Genomic DNA, 23,439 nt, shown 5'->3' with positions numbered 1-23,439 from the left:
TAAGACTCCCGCCTCAAAATTCGGATGGAGCGAAGAAGTTAGGTGGGAGTCGGGCTGCCCGTAAACGCCCGATTGGTGAGGGCTAATTAAAGTTTCACTTTATCCGAGCCTATACAGGGAGTAATATCCAATTGGAAAGTAAAAATGTTTTTTCAAAATAGGAAAACTAAGTATGACTTCCTCTATTTTGGAAAGTATAAAAAAGAATAATGAGGAAAGGGTGCAATACATAATGGAACATCCAATTGAAAATTTAATGAAAACAGCAATGACAAATTTAAAAGAGATGGTAGATGTAAATACGATTGTTGGAAGTCCAGTTTCAACAGCTGACGGAAATGTAGTATTAACAGTGTCTCAAGTGGCTTTCGGTTTTGGAGCTGGTGGAAGTGACTTTAAAGGGGATTTTATTTCTGAAAAACATAATGGCGGACAAGGGCAGCATAAAGAGAACAAGCAAAGTCATCCATTCGGAGGCGGAAGCGGGGCTGGGGTTTCTATTAGCCCAGTTGCTTTTTTAGTAGTTGGTTCTAACGGTGTGCAAGTATTGCATCTCAATAGTAGTACACATTTAATTGAAAAAGCTCTAAATACTGTACCAAGCACTGTAGATAAATTTGTAAATGGTCGCCACAAGTGAACTTGCATTTTTTAGGAATTATGATATATTAGAAAAAGTGCGCTTTAGGATGATCGGAATAATTGAACTGTAAATATATATGATGTGTGGAATAAGGGAGAGGAATTTATGATTAATATCAAAAACTTAGTAGTTGGCTTATTTATGTTAGTAAGCGGTTTTGTTGTATATGTAATAAAAGAAAAAGCCCCATTCTAAAACAGACAAACCGTTAATGTCTGTTTTTAATTTGTAAAAAATGTTGACAAGTTATTATATTGGTGTTATAATTTTAATTCGTGTCTCGGTTAAAGCTAGTGTAAAGTAAATAAATCTTATGAATATAATACGAAAAGTTTGCGAAAGATCGGGTAGTCTTACCAACAACTTTTGTGAACAAACCCTATAAATTGTATATGTAAGCTTTATATGTATACTAGTGAATCAAGGAGCGGTCAGTGGAACCGTAATGATGAGAGAGAGGTAGGGCTTTCATCCAGTATATGTTACTTTCCCGTTAGGTGAATATAAAAAAGAGGGCTCCTTTTGAAAAGGAGCCCTCTTTCTTTTGTGTATTGTGATTTGTAAAAATTTAAATGCGACTTTCAACCTGCTGACAAATTTCATCTGTTGTTAAACCATGAGCTGTAATTACCGATCCTTTTATTGATGTATCTGCAATACCCATCATATTAGAATCTTGCCCAGTTACAACACAACAATCGCACCCCTGTGCATCGTGTTCTGAGTTAAGTGTAACGACTTCATGTCCATGTTGCTGAAGAGCTTGTTGAACATCTGTTAACGAGTTTTCAACGCCAATTCTAGCCATAATTCTCACCTCCTACCATCTAGTCGTTAGTATGCTCAAGTTTTTACTATATATTTATGAAAAGATGGTAGGAAGAGAATATTTGTTTAGTCGTTATATACACCAGTAAGCATTTGACTTACGAATTGATCGTTTAAAGTATCTTGGGCGGAAGAAGTATTTGAATGAATGTCGATTGAAGCAATAAAATTATTATGTTCTTTATTATTTGGTTCTACCTCTACATAATTATCGAATTTACAAAAACCTTTCGTATCCATTAGATCAAATAGTTGAAGCATTTCTACTACCTCTTGTCTCGTTCCTTTAATTTGTACACACGCCATATTGATTTCCTCCTTCATTTTGACAAATTGTTTTTTAAAAATAGGATTATGATTACGAAATGAAAAATATGAATGTTATTTTTAGACAGCGTTATTTTTATTATTTTCCCCCTTTTTCAGCAAAAGTCGTTGTATATTCCCGAATTTATAAAAACGGACGTCCGTTTATTGAATACAATAGATTCGTATCAATTGACACAAATCCTTCTTTTAAACAAATATTTTTTTTAGTGGAAATTGGCGAAAAAAATTTTTTGACTTTTTGTAAACGTTAACAATGCTGTTAAATCAATATAATCAAAGATGTACGTATGATTAAAAATTATAAATTTTCTAAAAATTCACTTGATTTATTTAGAAAGGAGAGTAAACTAGGAAACAATAAAAAACTCATAGAACATAGGGGGCGCTTTCCAGTGAACGAGCAATGGATTTTCTTAAATGGAGAATTTGTTCCAAAAGACGAAGCAAAAGTTTCAGTATATGATCATGGCTATTTATATGGCGATGGAGTGTTCGAAGGGATTAGGGTGTATAGCGGTAATGTTTTCCGTTTGAGAGAGCATCTTGTCCGATTATATGAATCAGCGAAATCCATCATGTTAGAAATTCCATATACGTTAGAAGAAGCAACGAAGATCGTTGTTGAAACGATTCGACATAACAAACTATCTAATGGATATATCCGGCTAGTTGTGTCAAGAGGACCAGGGAATCTTGGATTAGATCCCGATTCTTGTACAAAACCAAACGTAGTAGTAATTGCAGAACAACTATCTTTATTCCCACAAGAATATTATGAAAAAGGGATTCCAATTATAACAGTTGCAACGCGTCGTAATCGCCCAGATGTGTTGTCGCCTCAAGTAAAATCTTTAAATTACTTAAATAATATTTTAGTTCGCATTGAAGCGAAATTAGCTGGAGTACAAGAAGCACTTATGTTAAATGATCAAGGGTACGTAGCTGAAGGATCTGGAGATAACGTATTTATTGTAAAAGGAAATAAATTAATTACACCGCCAAGTTCTGCTGGGGCGTTAGAAGGTATTACACGAAACGCAATTTTAGAAATCGGCGAAAAGCTTGGATATGACGTAAGAGAAGAATTATTTACAAGGCACGATGTATATGTAGCTGATGAAGTATTTTTAACAGGAACAGCTGCTGAAGTCATTGCTGTTACGACAGTAGATGGTAGAACGATTGGTTTAGGAAAAACAGGTCCACATACAAATCGTCTATTAGAAGAATTTCGTAAATTAGTTGTAGAAGATGGTGAGAAAATTTACGAAGAAAATAAAGTTGGATAATAACCCTTTATGACATGATAAAACGTTGATAGGGAGGAGTAGTTGATTGTGAAGCCTCACAGAGAGTCGGTGGTTGCTGAAAACCGATGGTTCACGTCGACGAACATCGCCCTTGAGTGCTAAGCTGAAGCATTTGTCTAGGCTTAGACGGTAGCTCCGTTATTAGCTAGACTCATCCCGAGTCACTGAGGCAAGAGTATTCTTGCGAAGAAGGGTGGTACCGCGAAATCTTTCGTCCCTTCAGCACATAGCTGGAGTGTGGACGTAGGATTTTTTTATTTTATAAAGGGTATAAAAAGGGGGCTTATAAGAAAAATGTCTTCAAAAACAGAAGAGAAACTGGCAACTGGTGCACAGCTATTGTTAGAAGCGTTAGAAAAGGAAAGGGTAGAAGTGATTTTCGGTTATCCGGGTGGTGCTGTTTTACCTCTATATGATGCGCTTTATGATTGTGAGATTCCGCATATTTTAACGCGGCATGAACAAGGTGCAATTCATGCCGCTGAAGGATATGCAAGAATTACAGGAAATCCAGGAGTTGTAATTGCAACAAGCGGGCCTGGTGCTACAAATGTTATTACTGGTCTAGCTGACGCGATGATTGATTCATTGCCACTTGTTGTATTTACAGGGCAAGTAGCAACAACGTTAATCGGGAGTGATGCTTTCCAAGAAGCTGATATTATGGGGCTTACGATGCCGGTGACGAAACATAATTATCAAGTACGAAAAGCATCGGATTTACCCCGAATTATTAAAGAAGCATTTCATATCGCTAGAACAGGAAGACCAGGCCCAGTCGTAATTGACCTTCCGAAAGATATGGTAGTAGAGAAAGGTGAGCGATGTAGTGATGTACAAATGGATTTACCAGGATACCAGCCTAATTACGAACCGAATCTACTACAAATAAACAAATTATTACAAGCGATTGCGGCATCAAAAAAACCGTTAATTTTAGCTGGAGCAGGTGTATTGCATGCAAAGGCATCGAAAGAATTAACAAGCTTTGCTCGTAAATATCAAATTCCTGTTGTGCATACATTACTTGGTCTTGGTGGTTTTCCGCCAGATGATAAATTATTTCTTGGGATGGGAGGAATGCACGGTTCTTACACGGCTAATATGGCGTTATATGAATGTGATTTACTTATAAATATAGGAGCGAGATTTGACGATCGTCTTACTGGAAATTTAGCTTATTTTGCTAAAGAAGCGATTGTCGCACATATAGATATTGATCCAGCGGAGATCGGAAAAAATGTGCCGACTGAAATTCCAATTGTTGCGAGTGCGAAGCAAGCATTAGAAGCTCTACTCAACTTTAAGGAAGGGGAAGTAAATCACAATGATTGGCTCTCATTATTGAATAGTAGAAAAGAAAAATACCCTCTTTCTTACAAAGAGCATTCGGAATGTATTAAGCCGCAATATGCAATTGATATGCTATATGAAATTACGAAAGGGGAAGCGATTGTAACGACAGATGTTGGGCAACATCAAATGTGGGCAGCTCAATATTATCCGCTGAAAAATCCAGATAAATGGGTAACTTCTGGAGGCTTAGGAACAATGGGCTTCGGATTTCCAGCAGCAATTGGTGCACAAATTGCAAAGCCAGAAGAATTAGTTATTGCCATTGTCGGTGATGCGGGATTTCAAATGACCCTGCAAGAACTAAGTGTATTAAAAGAGCATTCTTTACCAGTTAAAGTGTTTATTTTAAATAATGAAGCTTTAGGAATGGTAAGACAATGGCAAGATGAGTTTTATAATCAAAGATATTCATATTCTTTATTGCCATGTCAACCAGATTTTGTTGCCCTTGCGAATGCATACGGCATAAAAGGCGTCCGTATTGATGATCCACTTCTTGCAAAGAAGCAATTACAACATGTGATTGAATTACAAGAGCCAGTCGTAATTGATTGCCGCGTACTTCAATCTGAAAAGGTTATGCCGATGGTTGCTCCAGGAAAAGGGGTTCACCAAATGGAGGGAGTGGAGAAAAGGTGAAGAGAATTGTTACAGCGACAGTTCGAAATCAAAGCGGTGTGTTAAATCGAATTACAGGTGTTATGACACGTAGACATTTTAATATTGAAAGTATTTCAGTAGGGCATACGGAATCGTCGGACATTTCAAGGATGACGATTGTTGTACATGTTGAAAGTGAACAGCAGGTTGAACAGTTAATTAAACAACTGCATAAGCAAATCGATGTCCTAAAAGTATCTGATATTACAGAAGAAGCAATGATTGCTAGAGAACTTGCGCTTATTAAAGTGGCAACCTCAAGTGTAACAAGAGCAGAATTATATAGTTTAATTGAACCGTTCCGAGCCGCTGTAATAGATGTTGGAAAGGATTCCATAGTGGTGCAAGTAACAGGTACCCAGGAGAAAGTAGAAGCGTTAATTGAATTACTTCGTCCATACGGTTTGAAAGAAATTGCTAGAACAGGTGTAACAGCATTTACACGCAGTATGAAAAAGCAAGATAAGCAAGTTATGTTAATTCAATAATCATTTAAATATAGGGGGAAATGAAAATGGCGAAAGTTTATTATGAGAAAGATGTAACGGTAAATGTATTAAAGGAAAAGAAAGTAGCAATCATTGGATATGGTTCGCAAGGTCATGCGCATGCGCAAAACTTACGTGATAACGGATTTGATGTAGTAGTAGGTTTAAGAAAAGGAAAGTCTTGGGATAAAGCGAAAGAAGATGGCTTTTCTGTATATACAGTAGCGGAAGCAGCAAAGCAGGCTGATGTAGTAATGATTTTACTACCGGATGAACTGCAGCCAGAAGTATATGAAGCGGAAATTGCGCCAAATTTAAAGGCAGGAAATTCTCTCATTTTTGCACACGGGTTTAATGTACACTTTGATCAAGTGAAACCACCAGCGAATGTAGATGTATTTCTAGTAGCGCCAAAAGGTCCAGGGCATCTCGTACGCCGTACATTTGCTGAAGGAGGAGCTGTTCCAGCACTATTTGCAGTATATCAAGATGCAACAGGAGTTGCGACTGAAAAAGCACTTTCTTATGCTGATGGAATTGGAGCGACGAGAGCTGGTGTATTAGAAACAACGTTTAAGGAAGAAACAGAAACGGATTTATTTGGAGAGCAAGCTGTGCTTTGCGGCGGAGTAACTGCACTAGTAAAAGCTGGATTTGAAACGTTAGTTGATGCAGGGTATCAACCTGAACTTGCATATTTTGAATGTTTACATGAATTGAAACTCATTGTTGATCTTATGTACGAAGGTGGACTTGAAAATATGAGATATTCAGTTTCAGATACAGCGCAGTGGGGAGACTTCGTATCAGGACCACGCGTTGTTACTGAAGATACGAAGAAAGCGATGGGAGAAGTGTTAGCAGAAATTCAAGATGGTACATTTGCAAGAGGCTGGATTGCAGAGCATAAAGCAGGAAGACCAAATTTCCAGGCGACAAATGAGAAAGAAAATGAACATGAAATCGAAGTAGTTGGACGTAAATTACGTGAAATGATGCCTTTCGTACAGCCACGAGTAAAGGTAGGGATTAAATAATATGAAGCAGATTTTGTTCATGGATACGACGCTTCGTGATGGCGAACAATCACCAGGAGTTAATTTAAATGAACAAGAGAAATTAAAGATTGCAAGGCAACTAGAGAGACTTGGTATTAATGTAATGGAAGCGGGATTCGCAGCAGCTTCTGAAGGCGATTTTCAATCGGTAAAACGTATCGCAAATACCATTCAAAATGCTACGGTTATGAGTTTAGCTAGAGCGAAAGAAAGTGATATTCGAAGAGCCTATGAAGCTGTGAAAGGCGCTGTCTCTCCTCGTTTACACGTATTTTTAGCTACAAGTGACATTCATATGAAATATAAGCTTTGTATGTCAAAAGAAGATGTATTAGATAGCATACATCGCTCGGTTACGCTCGGGAAATCATTATTTCCGACAGTGCAATTTTCAGCAGAAGATGCGACAAGAACATCGAGAGCATTTTTAGCTGAAGCAGTAGAAGTGGCGATTCGTGCAGGAGCGAATGTAATCAATATTCCTGATACAGTTGGATATACGAATCCAGAAGAATATTATTCTCTTTTTAAATACTTACAAGAATCCGTTCCTTCGTATGAAAAAGCAATTTTCTCTTGTCACTGTCACGATGATCTTGGGATGGCAGTAGCGAATTCATTAGCTGCAGTTGAAGGCGGAGCGTTACAAGTAGAAGGAACGATTAATGGAATTGGAGAAAGAGCGGGGAATGCAGCTCTAGAAGAGGTCGCAGTTGCTCTTCATATTAGAAAAGATTTCTATGAAGCAGAGTCTTCTATGACGTTAAAAGAAATTAAAGCGACAAGTACATTAGTAAGTCGTTTAACAGGTATGGTTGTACCAAAAAATAAAGCGATTGTTGGAGCAAATGCATTTGCTCATGAATCAGGTATTCATCAAGACGGTGTTTTAAAAGAAGTGACGACATATGAAATTATTGAACCGGCGCTTATAGGTGAATCTCAAAATCTATTTGTACTTGGAAAACATTCTGGTCGTCATGCATTTACGGAAAAAATGAAAGAACTAGGCTATGAATTTACAAACGAAGAACGAGATGCGGTGTTTGAAGCATTTAAAAAATTGGCTGATCGTAAAAAGGAAATTACAGAAGAAGATTTACGCGCGCTTATGCTGGGCGAAGCAGCATTTTCGGCACAACAATATAGTATTACGCAATTACAAGTACATTTCGTGTCCAATAGTACACAGTGTGCAACAGTTGTACTAAAAGATGAGGAAGGAAATATGTATGAAGATGCAGCAACTGGTTCTGGAAGTATAGAAGCAATCTATAATGCAATTCAAAGAATTTTAGGATTAGAATGTGACTTAGCGGATTATCGCATACAATCTATTACGCAAGGTCAAGATGCACTGGCCCATGTACACGTTGAATTAAAAGAAGGAATTCATCAAGTATCAGGTTTTGGTGTTGCACAAGATGTATTAGAGGCATCAGCAAGAGCATATGTTCATGCGGCTGGAAAATTGAAATCTTTTATAACGCTTGTGAAGTAAATGTTTGATAAGTGAGGAGAATTTTCCTCACTTATCAAATTAAAGTTCTGAAAATTCAGTTAAAGGAGTGTTGAAGTTGGAAAAACGTATTGTTTGTTTAGCGGGTGATGGTGTTGGTCCGGAAATTATGGAAAGTGCGAAGGAAGTATTGCATATGGTAGAGAGGCTATATGGACATCATTTTTATTTACAAGATGAGTACTTCGGCGGGAGTGCTATCGACTTAACCGGGCAACCATTACCACAGCGAACACTTGCCGCTTGTTTAGCAAGTGATGCGGTTTTACTTGGAGCGGTTGGTGGTCCACGGTGGGATGGTGCGAAAGAAAGGCCAGAGAAAGGATTATTAGCTTTAAGAAAAGGACTTGGTGTATTTGCGAATGTTCGACCTGTAACGGTAGAAAGCGCAACTGCACATTTATCGCCATTAAAAAATGCTGATGAAATTGATTTCGTTGTTGTTCGTGAATTAACAGGCGGTATTTATTTCTCTTATCCGAAAGAACGAACGGATGAAGTAGCAACCGATACACTTACGTATCATCGTCATGAAATTGAACGTATCGTTTCGTATGCTTTTCAATTAGCGAGCAAACGGAAGAAAAAAGTTACATCTATTGATAAGGCGAATGTTTTAGAGTCTAGTAAACTATGGAGAACTGTTACGGAAGAAGTAGCTCTTCGCTATCCAAATGTTGAATTAGAACATATTCTAGTCGATGCAGCCGCTATGGAATTAATTCGTAATCCAGGTCGATTTGACGTTATCGTAACAGAAAATTTATTTGGTGATATTTTAAGTGACGAGGCTTCTGTATTAGCAGGATCGTTAGGAATGCTTCCATCAGCAAGCCACGCTGAAAATGGTCCTTCGTTATATGAGCCTATTCACGGATCAGCACCGGATATTGCGGGGAGAAATAAGGCGAACCCAATTGCAATGATGCGTTCTGTTGCAATGATGCTTGGGCAATCATTTGGATTAACGAGAGAAGGGTATGCAATTGAATCCGCAATATCTGCAGTTCTTCAATCTGGAAAATATACAGCAGATATTGGGGGAGATGAGACGACAACTTCATTTACGAAGGCAGTTATTCAAGAGATGGAAGAGCAAGCACTAGTAGGGAGGGGACGATAATGGGAAAAAGATTACTAGATAAGCTTTGGGAGAGACATGTAGTTGCGACAAACGAAAATGGATTGGATTTATTATATATCGATCTTCATCTCGTTCATGAAGTAACGTCACCGCAAGCCTTTGAAGGCTTGCGGCTTACAAATAGAACTGTTCGGAGACCAGAATTAACATTTGCAACGATGGATCATAATATTCCAACGAAAGATGTTTGGAATATTACCGATCGTATTGCGAAGCAGCAATTGGATACACTTCGTGATAATTGTAAACAATTTAAGGTGCGATTAGCTGATATTGGTGATGAAGAGCAAGGAATCGTTCATGTTATCGGGCCGGAACTTGGACTCACGCAACCAGGGAAAACGATTGTTTGTGGTGATAGTCATACAGCAACCCACGGTGCTTTCGGAGCGCTAGCATTTGGCATTGGTACGAGTGAAGTGGAACATGTATTGGCGACGCAAACGTTATGGCAACGTAAACCGAAAGCGATGGGCATTGAGCTAAAAGGGAAATTACAGAAAGGTGTTTACGCAAAAGATATTATTTTGCATCTCCTTTCAAAGTACGGCGTAGCAGTTGGAACCGGATATGTAATGGAATTTTACGGTGAGACGATTCATGCTATGGAAATGGAAGAGAGAATGACACTTTGCAATATGGCAATTGAAGGAGGAGCGAAAGCTGGTATCATTGCACCGGATGAAAAAACATTTTCTTATGTAAAAGGGCGTAAATATGCACCGAAAGACTATGGAACTTTTACGGGAAAATGGTCGGAGCTTTATACAGATTCAGATGCAATTTATGATTTACATATTTCGATAGATGTTACGGATTTAGCACCGTATGTTACTTGGGGAACAAATCCTAGTATGGGTGTTCGCATTGATGAAAAATTACCAGAAAAGCATGATGAAAATGATGAAAGAGCATTTTCGTATATGGGATTGAGTCCTGGACAAAGCACTTTTGAAATTCCAGTTCAGCATGTTTTCATTGGATCTTGTACAAATTCCAGGCTATCTGATTTAGAAATTGCCGCATCTGTTGTAAAAGGGAAAAAGGTAAAAGACGGTGTGCGAGCCCTCGTTGTGCCTGGGTCTAAAAGGGTAAGAGAAGCAGCAATGAAAAAAGGATTACATCGCATATTTGAAGAAGCGGGGTTTGAATGGAGGGAGCCTGGATGTTCAATGTGCCTTGGAATGAATCCGGATCAAGTGCCTGAAGGGGAACATTGTGCATCTACTTCAAATCGTAACTTTGAAGGAAGACAAGGAAAAGGAGCACGAACGCATTTAGTTAGCCCAGCAATGGCAGCAGCGGCTGCGTTATATGGTCATTTTGTTGATATTAGAAAGGAGAGTTACGATGGAGCCATTTCGTATTCATAAAGGCACTGCCGCAGTACTTATGAATGACAACATTGATACAGATCAAATTATTCCGAAGCAATATTTAAAGAAAATTGAAAGGACGGGATTTGGACAGTATTTATTTGATGAGTGGCGTTACGATAATGAGCGCCAGGAAAATCCTAATTTTCCTCTTAATGCCCCAGAAAGAAAAGGGGCAAGTATATTAATTACAGGTGATAATTTTGGGTGCGGTTCTTCAAGAGAACATGCTCCGTGGGCACTTGTTGATTATGGCTTCCGCGTTATTATCGCCGGAGGGTTTGCAGATATTTTTTATATGAATTGTATGAAAAATGGTATGTTACCAATTGTAATGGATAAAGTAATGCGAGAACAACTTGCCAAAACTGATGTGAGAGAACAAATAGAAGTAGATTTAGAGAATGAGGTAATTACAACGAATACGCACAGGTTTCATTTTACAATCGAGAAAATGTGGAAAGAAAAATTATTAAATGGTCTAGACGAAATTAGTATTACGATGCAATATGAACAAGAAATTGGAGAGTATGAAAGGGAATTAGCTTTATATTAAGAAATAACGGAATTTCCGAAAAGTATTTACATTCAGAATTAAGTGTTATATACTATGTAAAAATCAGAGGAGAAAGGGAGTAAGTATTATGAATATCGTGCAATCTATTAAAATGCTTACACAACTACATCATCATACATAAAACCCTTGAACCTAGCGTGAAAACGTGTAGGTACAAGGGTTATTCCCGTTGTACCTACACTCTACTAAAGAGCCTTGTAGGTATTTTGTCTACAAGGCTCTTTTTATTTTCGGTTTAGGTGAATGAAATAGGCATACATTAGAAAGGGAAAGGTGTGAGAATTTAGATGACAAAATGGAAACGGGCAAACCCAAATGGAACGAGAGACTATTTATTCGAAGAATGTACGTTAATTGAAGAAGTAGAACAAAAATTAAGGCGTACTTTTTTAGAGCGAGGTTATGAAGAAATAAGGACACCGACAATAGAATTTTATGATGTTTTTGCATTTCAAAGCAGGCCGATAGATGAGGAAAAGATGTATAAATTTTTTGATGAAAAGGGGCGGATTATCGTATTACGCCCAGATATGACAATTCCTTTAGCGAGAGTGATGGGAACGCAGAGGTGGGATACTCCGCTTAAACTGACGTATAGCGGGAATGTATTTCGGGCGAATGAGTCCCATTCTGGAAAATATAATGAAATCGTACAAAGTGGTATTGAAATTATCGGGATTGATAATGTAAGAGCTGAAATTGAATGCGTAATAAGTGTTATTCAGGCACTTCAAAAGTTAAAGGTGCAATCTTTTACAATTGAGATTGGGCAAGTACAGTTATATAAATGTATTGTAAAAAAACTCTCCATTCGTGATGAAGAAGAGAGTGTGCTTAGAACATATATTGAAAGTAAAAATTATGCTGCTCTATCAAATTTTATTAGAGAAAAGAAATTAGATCGATGTGATGAAACAGTAAGATTACTTGAGAAATTGCCAAGGCTATTTGGAAATTTAGAAGTTATTGAGGAAGCAGAAAAACTCGCTTCAAGTAATGAAATGAAAATGGCGATTGCCAGAGTGAAAGAAATATATGAAGCAATTGAAAAACTAGGCTATGGATCTTACATCTCAATTGATTTAGGTATGATTCAACATTTGGATTATTACACAGGTGTTATTTTCAAAGGGTATATATATGAAATTGGAGAAGAAATTGTTAGTGGAGGAAGATATGATGAGTTAATTGGGAATTTTGGAGAGATGCTGCCGGCTGTTGGACTCGCGGTGCAAGTCAATCAAATTGTGAAGGCGCTGCAAGAGCAGCAAGAACCATATGAACGAAAGAGAATAGATATTATGATTCATTATGAGTTAAATAGATTAGCAGAAGCGGAAAGATTACGAAATTTACTTCAAAAGGACGGGAAAAAAGTAGAGCTATCTTTATTCCCTAATTTAAACGACACCTTTCAATTTGCCAGAAAAAATAAAATAGTAACGGTCGTAGAGGCAAAGAACGAATCATTAGTGGAATATGTATGGAAAGAGAAATGGGTATTCCAGAAAGAGGGAGAAACTTCATGCGTAACATTCAAATTGCGTTAACGAAAGGAAGATTAGAGAAGCATGTGATTCCATTGTTTGAGCAGATTGGAATTGATTGTTCGGAGCTCAAAAATAAAGGACGAAAGCTTGTCTTTCAAAGTAGAAATACAGATATCTCATTTATTTTAGTGAAAGCAGTAGATGTTGCTACTTATGTAGAACATGGAGTAGCTGATATTGGGGTCGTTGGAAAAGATATTTTAATGGAAAACGAGAAAGATATTTATGAAATGTTGGATTTAGGAGTAGGCGTGTGTAAGTTTTGTGTTGCTTCTATTCCTACTTATAATCCGAAGAGCTACCGGAAGAAACGCATTGCTACGAAATATCCACATATTACTTCTAACTATTTTCATGATAAAGGGGAGGATGTAGAGATTATAAAAATAGAAGGTTCTGTAGAAATCGCTCCTATTCTTGGATTGGCAGATGCGATTGTTGATATTGTTGAAACAGGAAAAACATTACAAGAAAACGGACTCATTGTATTTGAGGAAATGTGTTCTATATCTGCTCGAATGATTGTAAATAAGGCTGCATTAAAAACTAAAAAAGACGAAATATTCAGTATTATAAATATGATGGAGCAAGAAATTTTGTCAGGAAAATAGGGGGACTTGTAATGGAGATAGTTTGTGAAGATTTTCAAAAGGCGTTATCGAAAATAAAATTGCTACGAGAAAACGCTAATATAATAGAAGGAACTGTTCAAAGAAGTGTAAGCGAAATCGTTCAAAATGTAAGGGAGAGTAAAGATAAGGCCCTATCTTTTTATACAAAAAAGTTTGATGGTGTGGAGATTAAAGAGTTTCGTGTAAGTGAGGAAGAAATAAAACAAGCGAGTATGTTTGTAGAGAATTCATTTTTAGAAGCGTTAAAAGAGGCGAAGAAAAACATTATTTCGTATCATGAAAAGCAAAAAAGGCAATCAATATTCGACTGCACGAGTGAAGGCATCATTAGAGGACAAATCATTCGGCCTTTAGAAAATGTAGGGGTATATGTGCCAGGCGGAACTGCTTCGTATCCTTCGTCAGTATTAATGAATGTATTGCCAGCAAAACTCGCTGGTGTGAAAAAGATTGTAATGGTAACACCACCAAGGCAAGGAGGAATTGATCCACATATTTTAGTTGCTGCAAGCCTTGCAGGAGTAGATGAAATTTATACGATAGGTGGTGCGCAAGCAATTGCTGCTTTAGCATACGGGACGGAATCGATTTCGAAAGTGGATAAAATAGTTGGACCAGGAAATTTGTACGTCGCTCTAGCGAAACGAGAAGTATACGGAATAGTAAATATCGATATGATTGCTGGACCATCAGAAATTGTAGTTATTGCTGATGAAACCGGCAATGCAAAATATATTGCTGCTGATTTATTATCACAAGCGGAGCATGACGAGAGAGCAACAGCAATTTGCATTACAACGAGTATAGGGTTAGCAAAAGAAATAGAAAGAGAGGTAGAAAGACAGCTAGCGACATTACCAAGAAGTGAAATCGCTCGTGAATCGATAAATAGAAATGGAGCTATCTTTATCGTTCCTTCTTTAGATGAGGCACTTCAATTATCGAATGAAATCGCTCCAGAACATTTAGAGTTACATATAAAAGAACCGATGAATGCTCTGGCTTGTGTGAAACATGCAGGATCTATCTTTCTTGGACCATATGCACCGGAACCGCTCGGTGATTATTTAGCAGGACCGAATCATGTGTTACCGACAAGTGGAACGGCAAGGTTTTTCTCACCGTTATCAGTCGATGATTTCGTGAAAAAATCAAGCTTTCTGTCTTATACGGAGGAAGCGTTAAGAGATGTACAACATCATATTGTAGAACTTGCCAATAAAGAAGGGCTACATGCACATGCGAGAGCAATTCAAATAAGATTTGAGGAGGAAGAATAATGCGTGAGTCCAGTCAAACACGTGAGACGACAGAAACAAAAATAAAATTAAGTTTGCAGCTTGATGAAGGCAAGAGCGTTTCTGTACAAACGGGAGTTGGATTTTTTGATCATATGCTAACTTTATTTGCAAGGCATGGAAGATTCGGTTTACAAGTGGAGGCGGAAGGCGATGTATTCGTTGATGCGCATCATACAGTTGAAGATGTTGGAATTGTACTCGGAAATTGTTTGAAAGAAGCATTGCAAAATAAAGAGGGGATTAATCGTTATGGCTCCGCATATGTACCGATGGATGAATCTTTAGGTTTTGTCGCAATTGATATTAGCGGGCGCTCATATATTGTATTTCAAGGAGAATTAACGAATCCGAAGCTAGGGGATTTTGATACAGAACTAACAGAAGAATTTTTTAGAGCTGTTGCTCATGCTGCCAATATTACATTACATGCTCGCATGTTATACGGAAGCAATACACATCACAAAATTGAAGCGTTATTTAAAGCGTTTGGTAGAGCGCTTAGAGAAGCTGTCGAAAGAAATGCCAACATTACTGGTGTAAATTCAACGAAAGGGATGTTGTAATTGATTGCTATTATAGATTATGGAATGGGAAATATTCGTAGTGTAGAACAAGCATTAAAATATATTGGAGCAGAGTACATCGTAACGAGTGATAAAGAAGAGATTTTTAGAAGTGATGGAGTGATTTTACCAGGAGTAGGTGCATTTCCAAAAGCGATGGATGTATTGGAAGAAAAAGATTTAGTGCGTGTGTTACAAGAAGTTGGGAGTTCAGGAAAACCGCTTCTAGGCATTTGCTTAGGAATGCAGCTTTTATTTGAAAAAAGTGAGGAGTTACAAGACTGTAACGGATTGAATTTATTACCAGGTATCATTCGGAAATTAAAAGTTCCTTATAAAATTCCACATATGGGATGGAATGAGTTAAAGAAAGAGGGAGAAATAGCGCTTTGGAATGGAGTAGAGGACGGTTCTTTCGTATATTATGTCCACTCTTATTATGCAGATTGTTCGAATGAAATTGTGTATGGGATAAGTGAATATGGAGTGAAAGTACCTGGTTTTGTAGCCAAAGGAAATATATACGGCGCACAGTTTCATCCTGAAAAAAGCGGTGACATAGGAATGCAAATGTTGAAAAATTTCAAAGGGGTGGTAGAAGCATGGAAATCTTCCCAGCTATCGATTTAAAAGAGGGGCGATGCGTTAGACTTTATCAAGGAGAGTTTAGTAAAGAAACAGTAATGAATGAAGATCCGGTTGCGCAAGCGATTATATTCGAAAAATTGGGAGCGAAAACACTACACATTGTTGATTTAGATGGTGCAATTGCTGGCGAGTCAGTAAATTTGCTCGTTATTGAAAGAATTTGCAAGGCAGTACGTATTCCTGTGCAAGTTGGAGGAGGAATTCGATCACTTGTAGCGGTAGAGAAGTTATTGTCAGTAGGTGTAGATAAAGTGATTTTAGGAACAGCTGCTCTTTATGATAAGGCATTTTTAGAAGAAGCAGTTTTTCTATATAAAGAAAAAATCATTGTTGGTATTGATGCGAAAAATGGTTTCGTAGCAACGAGAGGCTGGCTTGATGTGTCTGAAATTTCTTACATTGATTTAGCAAAGCAAATGGAGAATGTAGGTGTTCAAACGATTGTGTTTACAGACATTTCGAAAGACGGGACACTTGCAGGGCCGAATATAGAGCAATTGGGGTTACTACAAAAAAGCGTTGCTATTCGTCTTATTGCTTCTGGAGGAGTGGCATCTATTCAAGATGTGAAAAAGTTAAATGATATGAATATATACGGCGTCATAATTGGTAAGGCTCTTTACGAGAAAACGATTGATTTAGAAGAAGTGTTAGAGGTAACAAAGTTATGTTAGCGAAACGTATTATTCCATGTCTAGATGTAAAAGAAGGGCGAGTTGTAAAGGGGGTAAATTTTATAGGGTTACAAGACGTCGGTGATCCTGTTGAAATAGCTGCTTTATATAATGATGCGGGAGCAGATGAAATTGTATTTTTAGATATTACGGCAACGAATGAAGGACGAAAAACCATTATAGATGTTGTAGAAAAAACAGCTTCAAAAGTATTTATTCCTCTTACAGTTGGCGGTGGGATTTCAAGTGTTAAAGATATGTACAATTTACTAAGAGCTGGAGCAGATAAAGTTTCAATCAACTCAGCAGCAGTACGAAATCCAAAATTAATCGAAGAAGGGGCAGAACACTTTGGCTCACAATGTATTGTCGTAGCAATTGATGCTAGAAAAGTAGCAGAAGGTAAGTGGAATGTATATGTGAACGGCGGAAGAGTTGATACGGGAATGGATGCAATCAGGTGGGCAAAGCGCGTTACCGAGCTAGGCGCAGGCGAAATTTTATTAACGAGTATGGATGCAGATGGAACGAAAAACGGATATGACCTTCGTTTAACAGAAGAAATTTCAAAAAGTGTTTCCGTACCAGTCATTGCGTCAGGCGGATGTGGTCATGCTGATCACATTATAGAAGTCTTTCAAAAGACAACAGTTGATGCAGCACTTGCGGCATCAATCTTTCATTATGGTGAGGCGACAGTGCAGGACGTAAAGAGAAAATTAAGAAATGCAAATGTTGAGGTGCGGTTATGAAACCTAACTTTTCAAAAGGATTAATACCGGCAGTTGTCATCGAAGAGGATACGAAAGAAGTTTTGATGCTAGCTTATATGAATGAAGAAGCGTATGAAAAGACGCTAGAAACGAAAAGAACATGGTTTTATTCTCGTTCAAGAAGGTCGTTATGGAATAAAGGAGAAACATCAGGTAATGTCCAATATGTTCAGTCACTTTATTTAGACTGCGATCAAGATTCAATCGTTGTTGTCGTAAAGCAAATAGGGCCTGCTTGCCATACGGGAGAAAAAACGTGTTTTCACTATAAAATTATATAGGGGGGTACATATGGAAGATATCCTTAAGTTATTATTTGAAACAATTGAAGAACGAAAGAAAAATCCACTCTCTGAATCATATACGAATTATTTATTTTCAAAAGGTGAAGATAAAATTTTAAAGAAAATTGGTGAGGAGTGCACCGAAGTAATTATCGCGTCTAAAAATAATGATAAAGAAGAACTAGTAAAAGAAATGGTTGATGTGTTCTATCACTGTTTTGTTCTATTAGCTGAAAAAAATATTTCATTAGAAGATGTCATGCAAGAAGTGAAAGAAAGACATGGAAAGCTTTCGAGAGTAGGAGATCGAAAAGAAATAGATACATTATAAGGGGGAATATGGATGAAAGTGGACTATCACCTTCATTTAGAAGAAGGGCCTTATTCAATAGGCTGGCTTGCTAAAATAAATGATGCACTACAATATTATGAACCGCTTAAAGAGGATAAACATTCAATAGGCTGGCTTATGAAAACACAAGAACGCCTGCAAAAACGTGTGAAGGAAGGCCCATTTACATCGAAATGGATTGATTTATATTTAGAAGAGGCATTGCGAAAAGGGATAAAAGAAGTTGGCATTGTCGATCATTTATATCGTTTTCACGAGGCGAAAGGATATTATGAAAAATATGTAGATATTAGTGATTCGAAACTCGGTCGTTTACAGAAGGAGTGGCTAGACCAAGTAAGAGTAACGTCTCTTTATGATTTTACAAAGGCGATTGAAGAGGCAAAAGAGCGATGGAGTAAACGAGGGGTAACGCTCAAACTTGGAATTGAAGCGGATTATTTTATCGGCGGCGAACAAGAGTTAAAAGAGTTACTAGCATTAGGAGACTTTGATTATGTAATCGGTTCAGTCCATTTTATAGAGGGATGGGGATTTGATAATCCAGATACGAAAGAGTATTTTGGTAAGCATGAGTTACATACTTTATATCATACGTTTTTCGCTACAGTTGAAAGTGCCGTTCGTTCGGAGCTATTTGATATAATAGCTCATCTTGATAACATAAAAGTATTTAATTACCGGTTAGATGAGAATGAACAGCTTTCTTATTATAAGGAAATTGCGCGTGCGTTAGTAGAAACGAATACCGCAACAGAAATAAATGCGGGATTGTATTATCGCTATCCTGTGCGCGAAATGTGTCCAAGTCCGCTTTATTTACAAGTACTAGCTAACCATGGGGTTCCAATTACTCTCTCTTCAGATGCCCATTATCCGAATGATTTAGGAAAATATGTGGAAGAAAATATAAAGACATTACGCAATCATGATATTTCTCACGTAGCTACATTTACGAAACGAGTAAGAACGATGAGATTGCTTGAAGAAGAAGTAACAATTTCAAAATAAAAAACGATTTTTTGATGAAAACCACCTTTTTTGTTCAAAATAAGGAAGAGTCAAAAGGAGGGTGAAAAATGGTGAAACAACAAAATAAACAAAAAGTACAAGCGGCAGATCAAGCTTATACTTCTGAAACGAATACTACAGCTAACTCAGTTATCGAGGAACAAATTAGCGATACAGTTGCAGAAGGCACAATCGATGCAAAGCTTGGACAAGAATCGCAAGAGAAAGCATAAGAAGAGGGGAGAGATGAATCTCCTCTTTTCTTATGGATAAAAAAGTGTCGATTTTCAAAACTATAATCAAATTCCTTGGTTTTTATATGTGGATTTCTTACAATGAAATATAAGAGATATCTTATTTTGTATAGAAGAGGTGTTAGTAGTGGCGAAAATATTAGTAGCAGGGAAAATTCCAGAAATCGGATTAGAACTATTAAAGGATCATGATGTAGAAATGTATGATAAAGAAGAATTAATTTCTTTAGATGAATTAACAGAGCGTGTAAAAGATAAAGATGCATTGTTAAGTTTACTTTCTACAAAGGTGACGAAAGAAGTTATTGATGCAGCACCTCATTTAAAGATTGTTGCAAACTACGGTGCTGGTTACGATAATATTGATTTCACTTATGCAGGAGAAAAAGGAATTGCAGTATCGAATACACCGAAAGTATCAACTGAAGCGACAGCAGAATTAACATTTGCACTTCTTTTAGCAGCTGCACGGAGAATTCCTGAAGGTGATACGTTATGTCGTACAACTGGATTTAACGGATGGGCACCGTTATTCTTCTTGGGCCGCGAAGTACACGGTAAGACAATCGGAATTATTGGCCTTGGAGAAATCGGGAAGGCAGTTGCAAAGCGTGCGAAAGCATTTGGAATGAATGTTTTATATACAGGACCAAATCGAAAGCCTGAAGCTGAAAGTGAACTGGAAGCAACATACGTAACGTTGGAAGAATTATTACAAACAGCGGACTTTATTACAATTAACTGTGCGTATAGTCCGAAATTACATCATATGATTGGTGAAGAACAGTTTAAAATGATGAAGAAAACAGCATATATTATAAATGCTTCACGTGGACCAATTATGCATGAATCAGCACTTGCTCATGTACTAAAAACGAATGAAATTGAAGGTGCAGCTCTTGACGTATTTGAATTTGAACCGAAAATTACAGAAGAGCTAAAAGGATTAAAGAATGTAGTACTTGCTCCTCACGTAGGAAATGCAACATTCGAAACTCGTGATGCGATGGCTGAAATGGCAGTGAGAAATATTTTAGCTGTATTAAACGATGAAAAACCTGTAACACCTGTAAATCAAAAATTATTAGTTACAAAATAAAAAGAAACCTTCCGTATTCGGAAGGTTTCTTTTTATTTTTCTTTATTCGCTTTTTTAGACGGTCTTTGTCTAATGAATTGAGATAGCATATACAAAATATATAGTGGAATAGCAATGAATAAGAAAACAGAAAAATTACCGAACCCTGTTTGATACATTGTGATAATGATCCCAATTAAAAATAATGTAATAATTATGCTATATCGTGGAATTGGTACATCTTTTAAACTTGGGATACGAATTCGACTCACCATTAAAAATGCGAACGTTACAAATACTGTAATAAGAACGATTTTTGGAATGGTATGTGAAAATAATGTTAGGAAAGCGACAAGCCCTCCTGCTGCAGTAATCGGAACTCCAGTGAAATATTTCATAGAAGTAGATGATGGTGTTACATTAAATCGTGCTAAGCGATATGCTCCGAACAGTGGGAATAATCCCGCTATGTATAGTCCAATGATTCCGTAGTTGGAGAAAGATGTGTAATACATTAACACAGCAGGTGCCGCGCCAAACGTTACAACATCTGCGAGTGAATCAAGCTCTTTTCCCATTTGTGAATCAACGCGTAATAAACGAGCAACACGACCGTCAAGACTATCTAACATCATCCCGATAAGTACTAAAATAGCAGCTGATTTATAATATCCTAAAGATGCATAGCCGATTGACAAAAATCCACTATATAAATTTCCGAGCGTAAATAAGTTTGGAATAGCTGCTCTATACAAAATCTGATCCCTTGCTTTCTGTAATAAATTCTTAATTAGTGTATGAAAGTTTACTTATTTTATCATACCATAAATTTCTTCCTCATACGAAAGAAATTCCCAATTTGTGAAAGATTGTATAGAAGAGAAATTTGAAAAATAAGTAAAAAAAAAAGGAAGCAACTTTTGTAAAGTTGCTTCCTACACTATTCAAATTTCGTTGTCATCGTTCCGGTTTTATATCGATTGTTAGGATCAAATCGTAATAAATCTCCATAAATGAGTTTGTCGGATAATTTTAATTCTGTTTTTGCTTTTTCAATATAAGGCTGACATAGTGTTAAATCAGCTTCTTCACCTGTGCTTCTTTTATAGCACATATTTTTTGTATAAACATAATCTTCCGAAACAAAACTGCCGTCCCGCATTACCATAAGAGGGTCTTTTTCTTTCGTAAATAAGTCTGTTCCAAATTCTACGGATTGATTTGTTTTAATACCAAGTAAGTGAAGTAACGTTGGTTTAATATCAATTTGACCAGATACTTTAGAGATGACTTTTCCTTCTTGGCCAGGCACATGAATAATGAGAGGGACGCGTTGTAATTGCATAGAATCAAACGGTGTAATAGCGTCTTTCCCAAGGAACTGAGCCATAGCTGCATTATGGTTTTCAGAAATGCCGTAATGATCACCATAAATGACAATAACGGAATTATCATACAGTCCTTCGTCTTTCAATTGTTTAATAAATAATTTAAGAGCTTCATCCGTGTATCGAACGGTTGGGAAGTAGCGATTTAAAACACCACTTTCGGAATTAAATTCATCAACATATTGATCTTCTGGATTTAGAAGAAATGGAAAATGGTTTGTTAACGTAATAAATTTCGTATAGAACGGTTGTGGTAAAGATTTTAACTTTGGAATAGATTGCTCAAAGAACTCTTTATCTTTTAATCCCCAACCGACAGACATTTGTTCCGTTCCTACGTAATCATTTAAATTAAAGTAACGATCATATCCAAGCGCAGGGTACATTACATCACGATTCCAAAACGTTTTATCGTTTGAATGGAAGACAGCAGAAGAATATCCGTATTTCTTTAATTGTTCTGGTGTGGCAGTGTATTCATTTGTTGCATGAGTAAAGAATACAGAACCACGGTCTAACGGATAAAGGGAATTTTCAACGATAAATTCAGCATCAGAAGTTTTACCTTGTCCCGTTTGATGATAGAAGTTATCGAAATAAAAACTATCTTTAATAAACTCATTTAAAAATGGAGTAATCTCTTTTCCATTTATTTTTTTATTAATAACAAAACTTTGTGTAGATTCCATTGAAATTAAAATTACATTTTTACCTTTTGCAGCTCCAAATAAGTTTTTATCAACTTGTTTATCTTTTGAGTCTGTATAGTTTTTAATTTCAGAGAAACCGTCTCCACTTGCAAATACACGCTCAGCTGAAGACTTAGATTGAAGTGTAATATCAAATAGATGATATGTGTATAGACCTAAATTTTTCACGACAGTTTGACGATCAAATGAGCGTGAGAACATTTGTGGTTTATATATAACTGAAACAACAATTTGTAGTGCTAGTAATACTGTTACACCGCTAAAGAAAGTTCGCTTCTCAGAGCGAGAAAGTGGTGTTTTATCACCAAATGATGGAAATTTACGCGAAATAAACATTAAAATAATTGCGTCTGCAAATAAAAGTAATGTTTTATACGTAAAGAGTTCTTTTATACTCGTCCCTAAGTCAGCCATATTATTTGTTTGGAATAAAACAGGGAAAGTAACAAAATCGTTATAGAACCCGTAAAACATTGCATTTCCAAATAAAATAAATGACAGTATAAAACTAATTACAATAATAATTCGGTTTCGGTACTTAGATGCAAGTAAAGCGAAACCAAAAAATAAAAGTAACGAAGCTAGTGGGTTAATAAAAAGCATAAATTCTTCAAAGAAGTTATCAATTCTAATATCAAATGCTAGCTTGTACACAATATATGTTTTTATCCATAATAAAACGACTGCAACTAGTGCAAATCGCAGTTTTGGAAACAGATTTTGTAGCATAATATACTCCTCTCCTAAAAGCATGACAGTTCTTGTGAGCCGGTTTGATTAGCGCCTCATTTTATATATACGAACAGTCCTTTATTATTATGTTTATTATACTATGAGTATCATTATACGAAAATAAAAGAGAGTTGTGGGCTTTTTTATAATAATTGAGTAGAAAAAGGGCAGTGGGAGACAATAAAACGGAGTTTCTATGT

General features: G+C 36.8%; 27 protein-coding genes and 1 other annotated feature. Of the genes, 23 read left to right on the top strand and 4 right to left on the bottom strand.

All coding sequences use genetic code 11. The annotated features are described in order from the left end of the window. Positions 1-172: 172 nt before the first annotated feature. Both ytfJ and ACP6L7_RS05255 read left to right on the top strand, forming a co-directional pair. On the top strand, positions 173-640 hold the full coding sequence (ytfJ, locus tag ACP6L7_RS05260; protein ID WP_097831804.1) for a GerW family sporulation protein: 468 nt from the start codon (positions 173-175) through the stop codon (positions 638-640). A 108-nt stretch (positions 641-748) separates the two neighbouring features. Continuing rightward, positions 749-838, top strand: a complete 90-nt coding sequence (locus ACP6L7_RS05255; protein ID WP_000608227.1) for a hypothetical protein — start codon at positions 749-751, stop codon at positions 836-838. Between the two features lie 373 nt (positions 839-1,211). On the opposite strand, the gene ACP6L7_RS05250 is transcribed toward ACP6L7_RS05255, so the two are convergent. Next, the gene (locus tag ACP6L7_RS05250; protein WP_002149532.1) at positions 1,212-1,451 is read right to left on the bottom strand and encodes a YkuS family protein; all 240 of its coding nucleotides are present in this window, start codon (positions 1,449-1,451) and stop codon (positions 1,212-1,214) included. 86 nt (positions 1,452-1,537) lie between these two features. After that, entirely contained in the window at positions 1,538-1,777 is a 240-nt protein-coding gene (locus ACP6L7_RS05245) for a DUF3911 family protein (protein WP_000752504.1), read from the bottom strand. Positions 1,778-1,836: 59 nt separating this feature from the next. Here ACP6L7_RS05245 and ACP6L7_RS05240 point away from each other — a divergent pair, with 59 nt between their 5' ends. The 21 genes from ACP6L7_RS05240 (at position 1,837) to ACP6L7_RS05140 (ending at position 20,430) form a co-directional block, all read left to right on the top strand. After that, positions 1,837-2,052 (top strand): hypothetical protein, encoded by a 216-nt coding sequence (locus ACP6L7_RS05240; RefSeq protein ID WP_141533334.1) that lies wholly within the window; start codon positions 1,837-1,839, stop codon positions 2,050-2,052. A gap of 141 nt (positions 2,053-2,193) precedes the next feature. Then, positions 2,194-3,090: a branched-chain-amino-acid transaminase gene (ilvE, locus tag ACP6L7_RS05235; RefSeq protein WP_001005501.1), complete on the top strand. Its 897-nt coding sequence runs from the start codon at positions 2,194-2,196 to the stop codon at positions 3,088-3,090. Between the two features lie 16 nt (positions 3,091-3,106). Then, positions 3,107-3,333, top strand: a binding site (T-box leader). A 72-nt stretch (positions 3,334-3,405) separates the two neighbouring features. Then, positions 3,406-5,106 (top strand): acetolactate synthase large subunit, encoded by a 1,701-nt coding sequence (ilvB, locus tag ACP6L7_RS05230; RefSeq protein WP_097831802.1) that lies wholly within the window; start codon positions 3,406-3,408, stop codon positions 5,104-5,106. Beyond that, positions 5,103-5,615: an acetolactate synthase small subunit gene (gene ilvN, locus ACP6L7_RS05225; RefSeq protein ID WP_000822951.1), complete on the top strand. Its 513-nt coding sequence runs from the start codon at positions 5,103-5,105 to the stop codon at positions 5,613-5,615. The genes ilvB and ilvN overlap by 4 nt, the downstream gene beginning before the upstream one ends. Positions 5,616-5,641: 26 nt before the next feature. Further along, on the top strand, positions 5,642-6,652 hold the full coding sequence (ilvC, locus tag ACP6L7_RS05220; protein ID WP_097831801.1) for a ketol-acid reductoisomerase: 1,011 nt from the start codon (positions 5,642-5,644) through the stop codon (positions 6,650-6,652). 1 nt (position 6,653) lies between these two features. Then, positions 6,654-8,174, top strand: coding sequence for a 2-isopropylmalate synthase (gene leuA / locus ACP6L7_RS05215; RefSeq protein WP_097831800.1), 1,521 nt, complete (start codon positions 6,654-6,656; stop codon positions 8,172-8,174). A gap of 76 nt (positions 8,175-8,250) precedes the next feature. Continuing rightward, entirely contained in the window at positions 8,251-9,315 is a 1,065-nt protein-coding gene (gene leuB, locus ACP6L7_RS05210; RefSeq protein ID WP_097831799.1) for a 3-isopropylmalate dehydrogenase, read from the top strand. Continuing rightward, entirely contained in the window at positions 9,315-10,709 is a 1,395-nt protein-coding gene (gene leuC / locus ACP6L7_RS05205; RefSeq protein ID WP_097831798.1) for a 3-isopropylmalate dehydratase large subunit, read from the top strand. The genes leuB and leuC overlap by 1 nt, the downstream gene beginning before the upstream one ends. Next, complete coding sequence (gene leuD, locus ACP6L7_RS05200; protein WP_097831797.1) at positions 10,687-11,268, top strand: 3-isopropylmalate dehydratase small subunit; 582 nt, start codon at positions 10,687-10,689, stop codon at positions 11,266-11,268. The genes leuC and leuD overlap by 23 nt, the downstream gene beginning before the upstream one ends. 308 nt (positions 11,269-11,576) lie before the next feature. Further along, a complete protein-coding gene (hisZ, locus tag ACP6L7_RS05195) occupies positions 11,577-12,839 on the top strand; it encodes an ATP phosphoribosyltransferase regulatory subunit (RefSeq protein ID WP_097831796.1) in 1,263 nt (420 codons plus the stop codon). Continuing rightward, complete coding sequence (gene hisG, locus ACP6L7_RS05190; protein WP_097831795.1) at positions 12,815-13,450, top strand: ATP phosphoribosyltransferase; 636 nt, start codon at positions 12,815-12,817, stop codon at positions 13,448-13,450. The genes hisZ and hisG overlap by 25 nt, the downstream gene beginning before the upstream one ends. An 11-nt stretch (positions 13,451-13,461) precedes the next feature. Next, positions 13,462-14,751, top strand: coding sequence for a histidinol dehydrogenase (hisD, locus tag ACP6L7_RS05185; RefSeq protein WP_097831794.1), 1,290 nt, complete (start codon positions 13,462-13,464; stop codon positions 14,749-14,751). After that, complete coding sequence (gene hisB / locus ACP6L7_RS05180; protein ID WP_097831793.1) at positions 14,751-15,335, top strand: imidazoleglycerol-phosphate dehydratase HisB; 585 nt, start codon at positions 14,751-14,753, stop codon at positions 15,333-15,335. The genes hisD and hisB overlap by 1 nt, the downstream gene beginning before the upstream one ends. Further along, positions 15,336-15,965, top strand: a complete 630-nt coding sequence (hisH, locus tag ACP6L7_RS05175; protein WP_097831792.1) for an imidazole glycerol phosphate synthase subunit HisH — start codon at positions 15,336-15,338, stop codon at positions 15,963-15,965. After that, positions 15,938-16,657 (top strand): 1-(5-phosphoribosyl)-5-[(5-phosphoribosylamino)methylideneamino]imidazole-4-carboxamide isomerase, encoded by a 720-nt coding sequence (hisA, locus tag ACP6L7_RS05170; protein WP_098361685.1) that lies wholly within the window; start codon positions 15,938-15,940, stop codon positions 16,655-16,657. The genes hisH and hisA overlap by 28 nt, the downstream gene beginning before the upstream one ends. Further along, positions 16,651-17,409: an imidazoleglycerol phosphate synthase cyclase subunit gene (gene hisF / locus ACP6L7_RS05165; RefSeq protein ID WP_097831790.1), complete on the top strand. Its 759-nt coding sequence runs from the start codon at positions 16,651-16,653 to the stop codon at positions 17,407-17,409. Before hisA ends, hisF begins: the two co-directional genes overlap by 7 nt. Beyond that, entirely contained in the window at positions 17,406-17,711 is a 306-nt protein-coding gene (hisI, locus tag ACP6L7_RS05160; protein WP_097831789.1) for a phosphoribosyl-AMP cyclohydrolase, read from the top strand. The genes hisF and hisI overlap by 4 nt, the downstream gene beginning before the upstream one ends. 10 nt (positions 17,712-17,721) lie before the next feature. Next, on the top strand, positions 17,722-18,045 hold the full coding sequence (gene hisE / locus ACP6L7_RS05155; RefSeq protein WP_097831788.1) for a phosphoribosyl-ATP diphosphatase: 324 nt from the start codon (positions 17,722-17,724) through the stop codon (positions 18,043-18,045). 12 nt (positions 18,046-18,057) lie between these two features. Further along, positions 18,058-19,077 carry a histidinol phosphate phosphatase domain-containing protein gene (locus tag ACP6L7_RS05150; protein ID WP_097831787.1) on the top strand — a complete coding sequence of 340 codons (1,020 nt, stop codon included), beginning with the start codon at positions 18,058-18,060 and terminating at the stop codon, positions 19,075-19,077. 68 nt (positions 19,078-19,145) lie between these two features. After that, positions 19,146-19,310, top strand: coding sequence for a YozQ family protein (locus ACP6L7_RS05145; RefSeq protein WP_097831786.1), 165 nt, complete (start codon positions 19,146-19,148; stop codon positions 19,308-19,310). A 148-nt stretch (positions 19,311-19,458) separates the two neighbouring features. Next, positions 19,459-20,430 carry an NAD(P)-dependent oxidoreductase gene (locus ACP6L7_RS05140; RefSeq protein WP_097831785.1) on the top strand — a complete coding sequence of 324 codons (972 nt, stop codon included), beginning with the start codon at positions 19,459-19,461 and terminating at the stop codon, positions 20,428-20,430. A gap of 32 nt (positions 20,431-20,462) precedes the next feature. On the opposite strand, the gene pssA is transcribed toward ACP6L7_RS05140, so the two are convergent. Beyond that, a complete protein-coding gene (gene pssA / locus ACP6L7_RS05135; protein WP_044739224.1) occupies positions 20,463-21,164 on the bottom strand; it encodes a CDP-diacylglycerol--serine O-phosphatidyltransferase in 702 nt (233 codons plus the stop codon). A 185-nt stretch (positions 21,165-21,349) separates the two neighbouring features. Then, positions 21,350-23,236: an LTA synthase family protein gene (locus ACP6L7_RS05130; RefSeq protein WP_002086724.1), complete on the bottom strand. Its 1,887-nt coding sequence runs from the start codon at positions 23,234-23,236 to the stop codon at positions 21,350-21,352. Positions 23,237-23,439: the final 203 nt, after the last annotated feature.

It is taken from the genome of Bacillus silvicola (assembly GCF_050524305.1).
In the GTDB taxonomy this organism is placed as follows: domain Bacteria; phylum Bacillota; class Bacilli; order Bacillales; family Bacillaceae_G; genus Bacillus_A; species Bacillus_A cereus_AT.
Note: the sequence above shows the minus strand (reverse complement) of the source record. Positions and strands in the feature narration are given on the sequence as shown.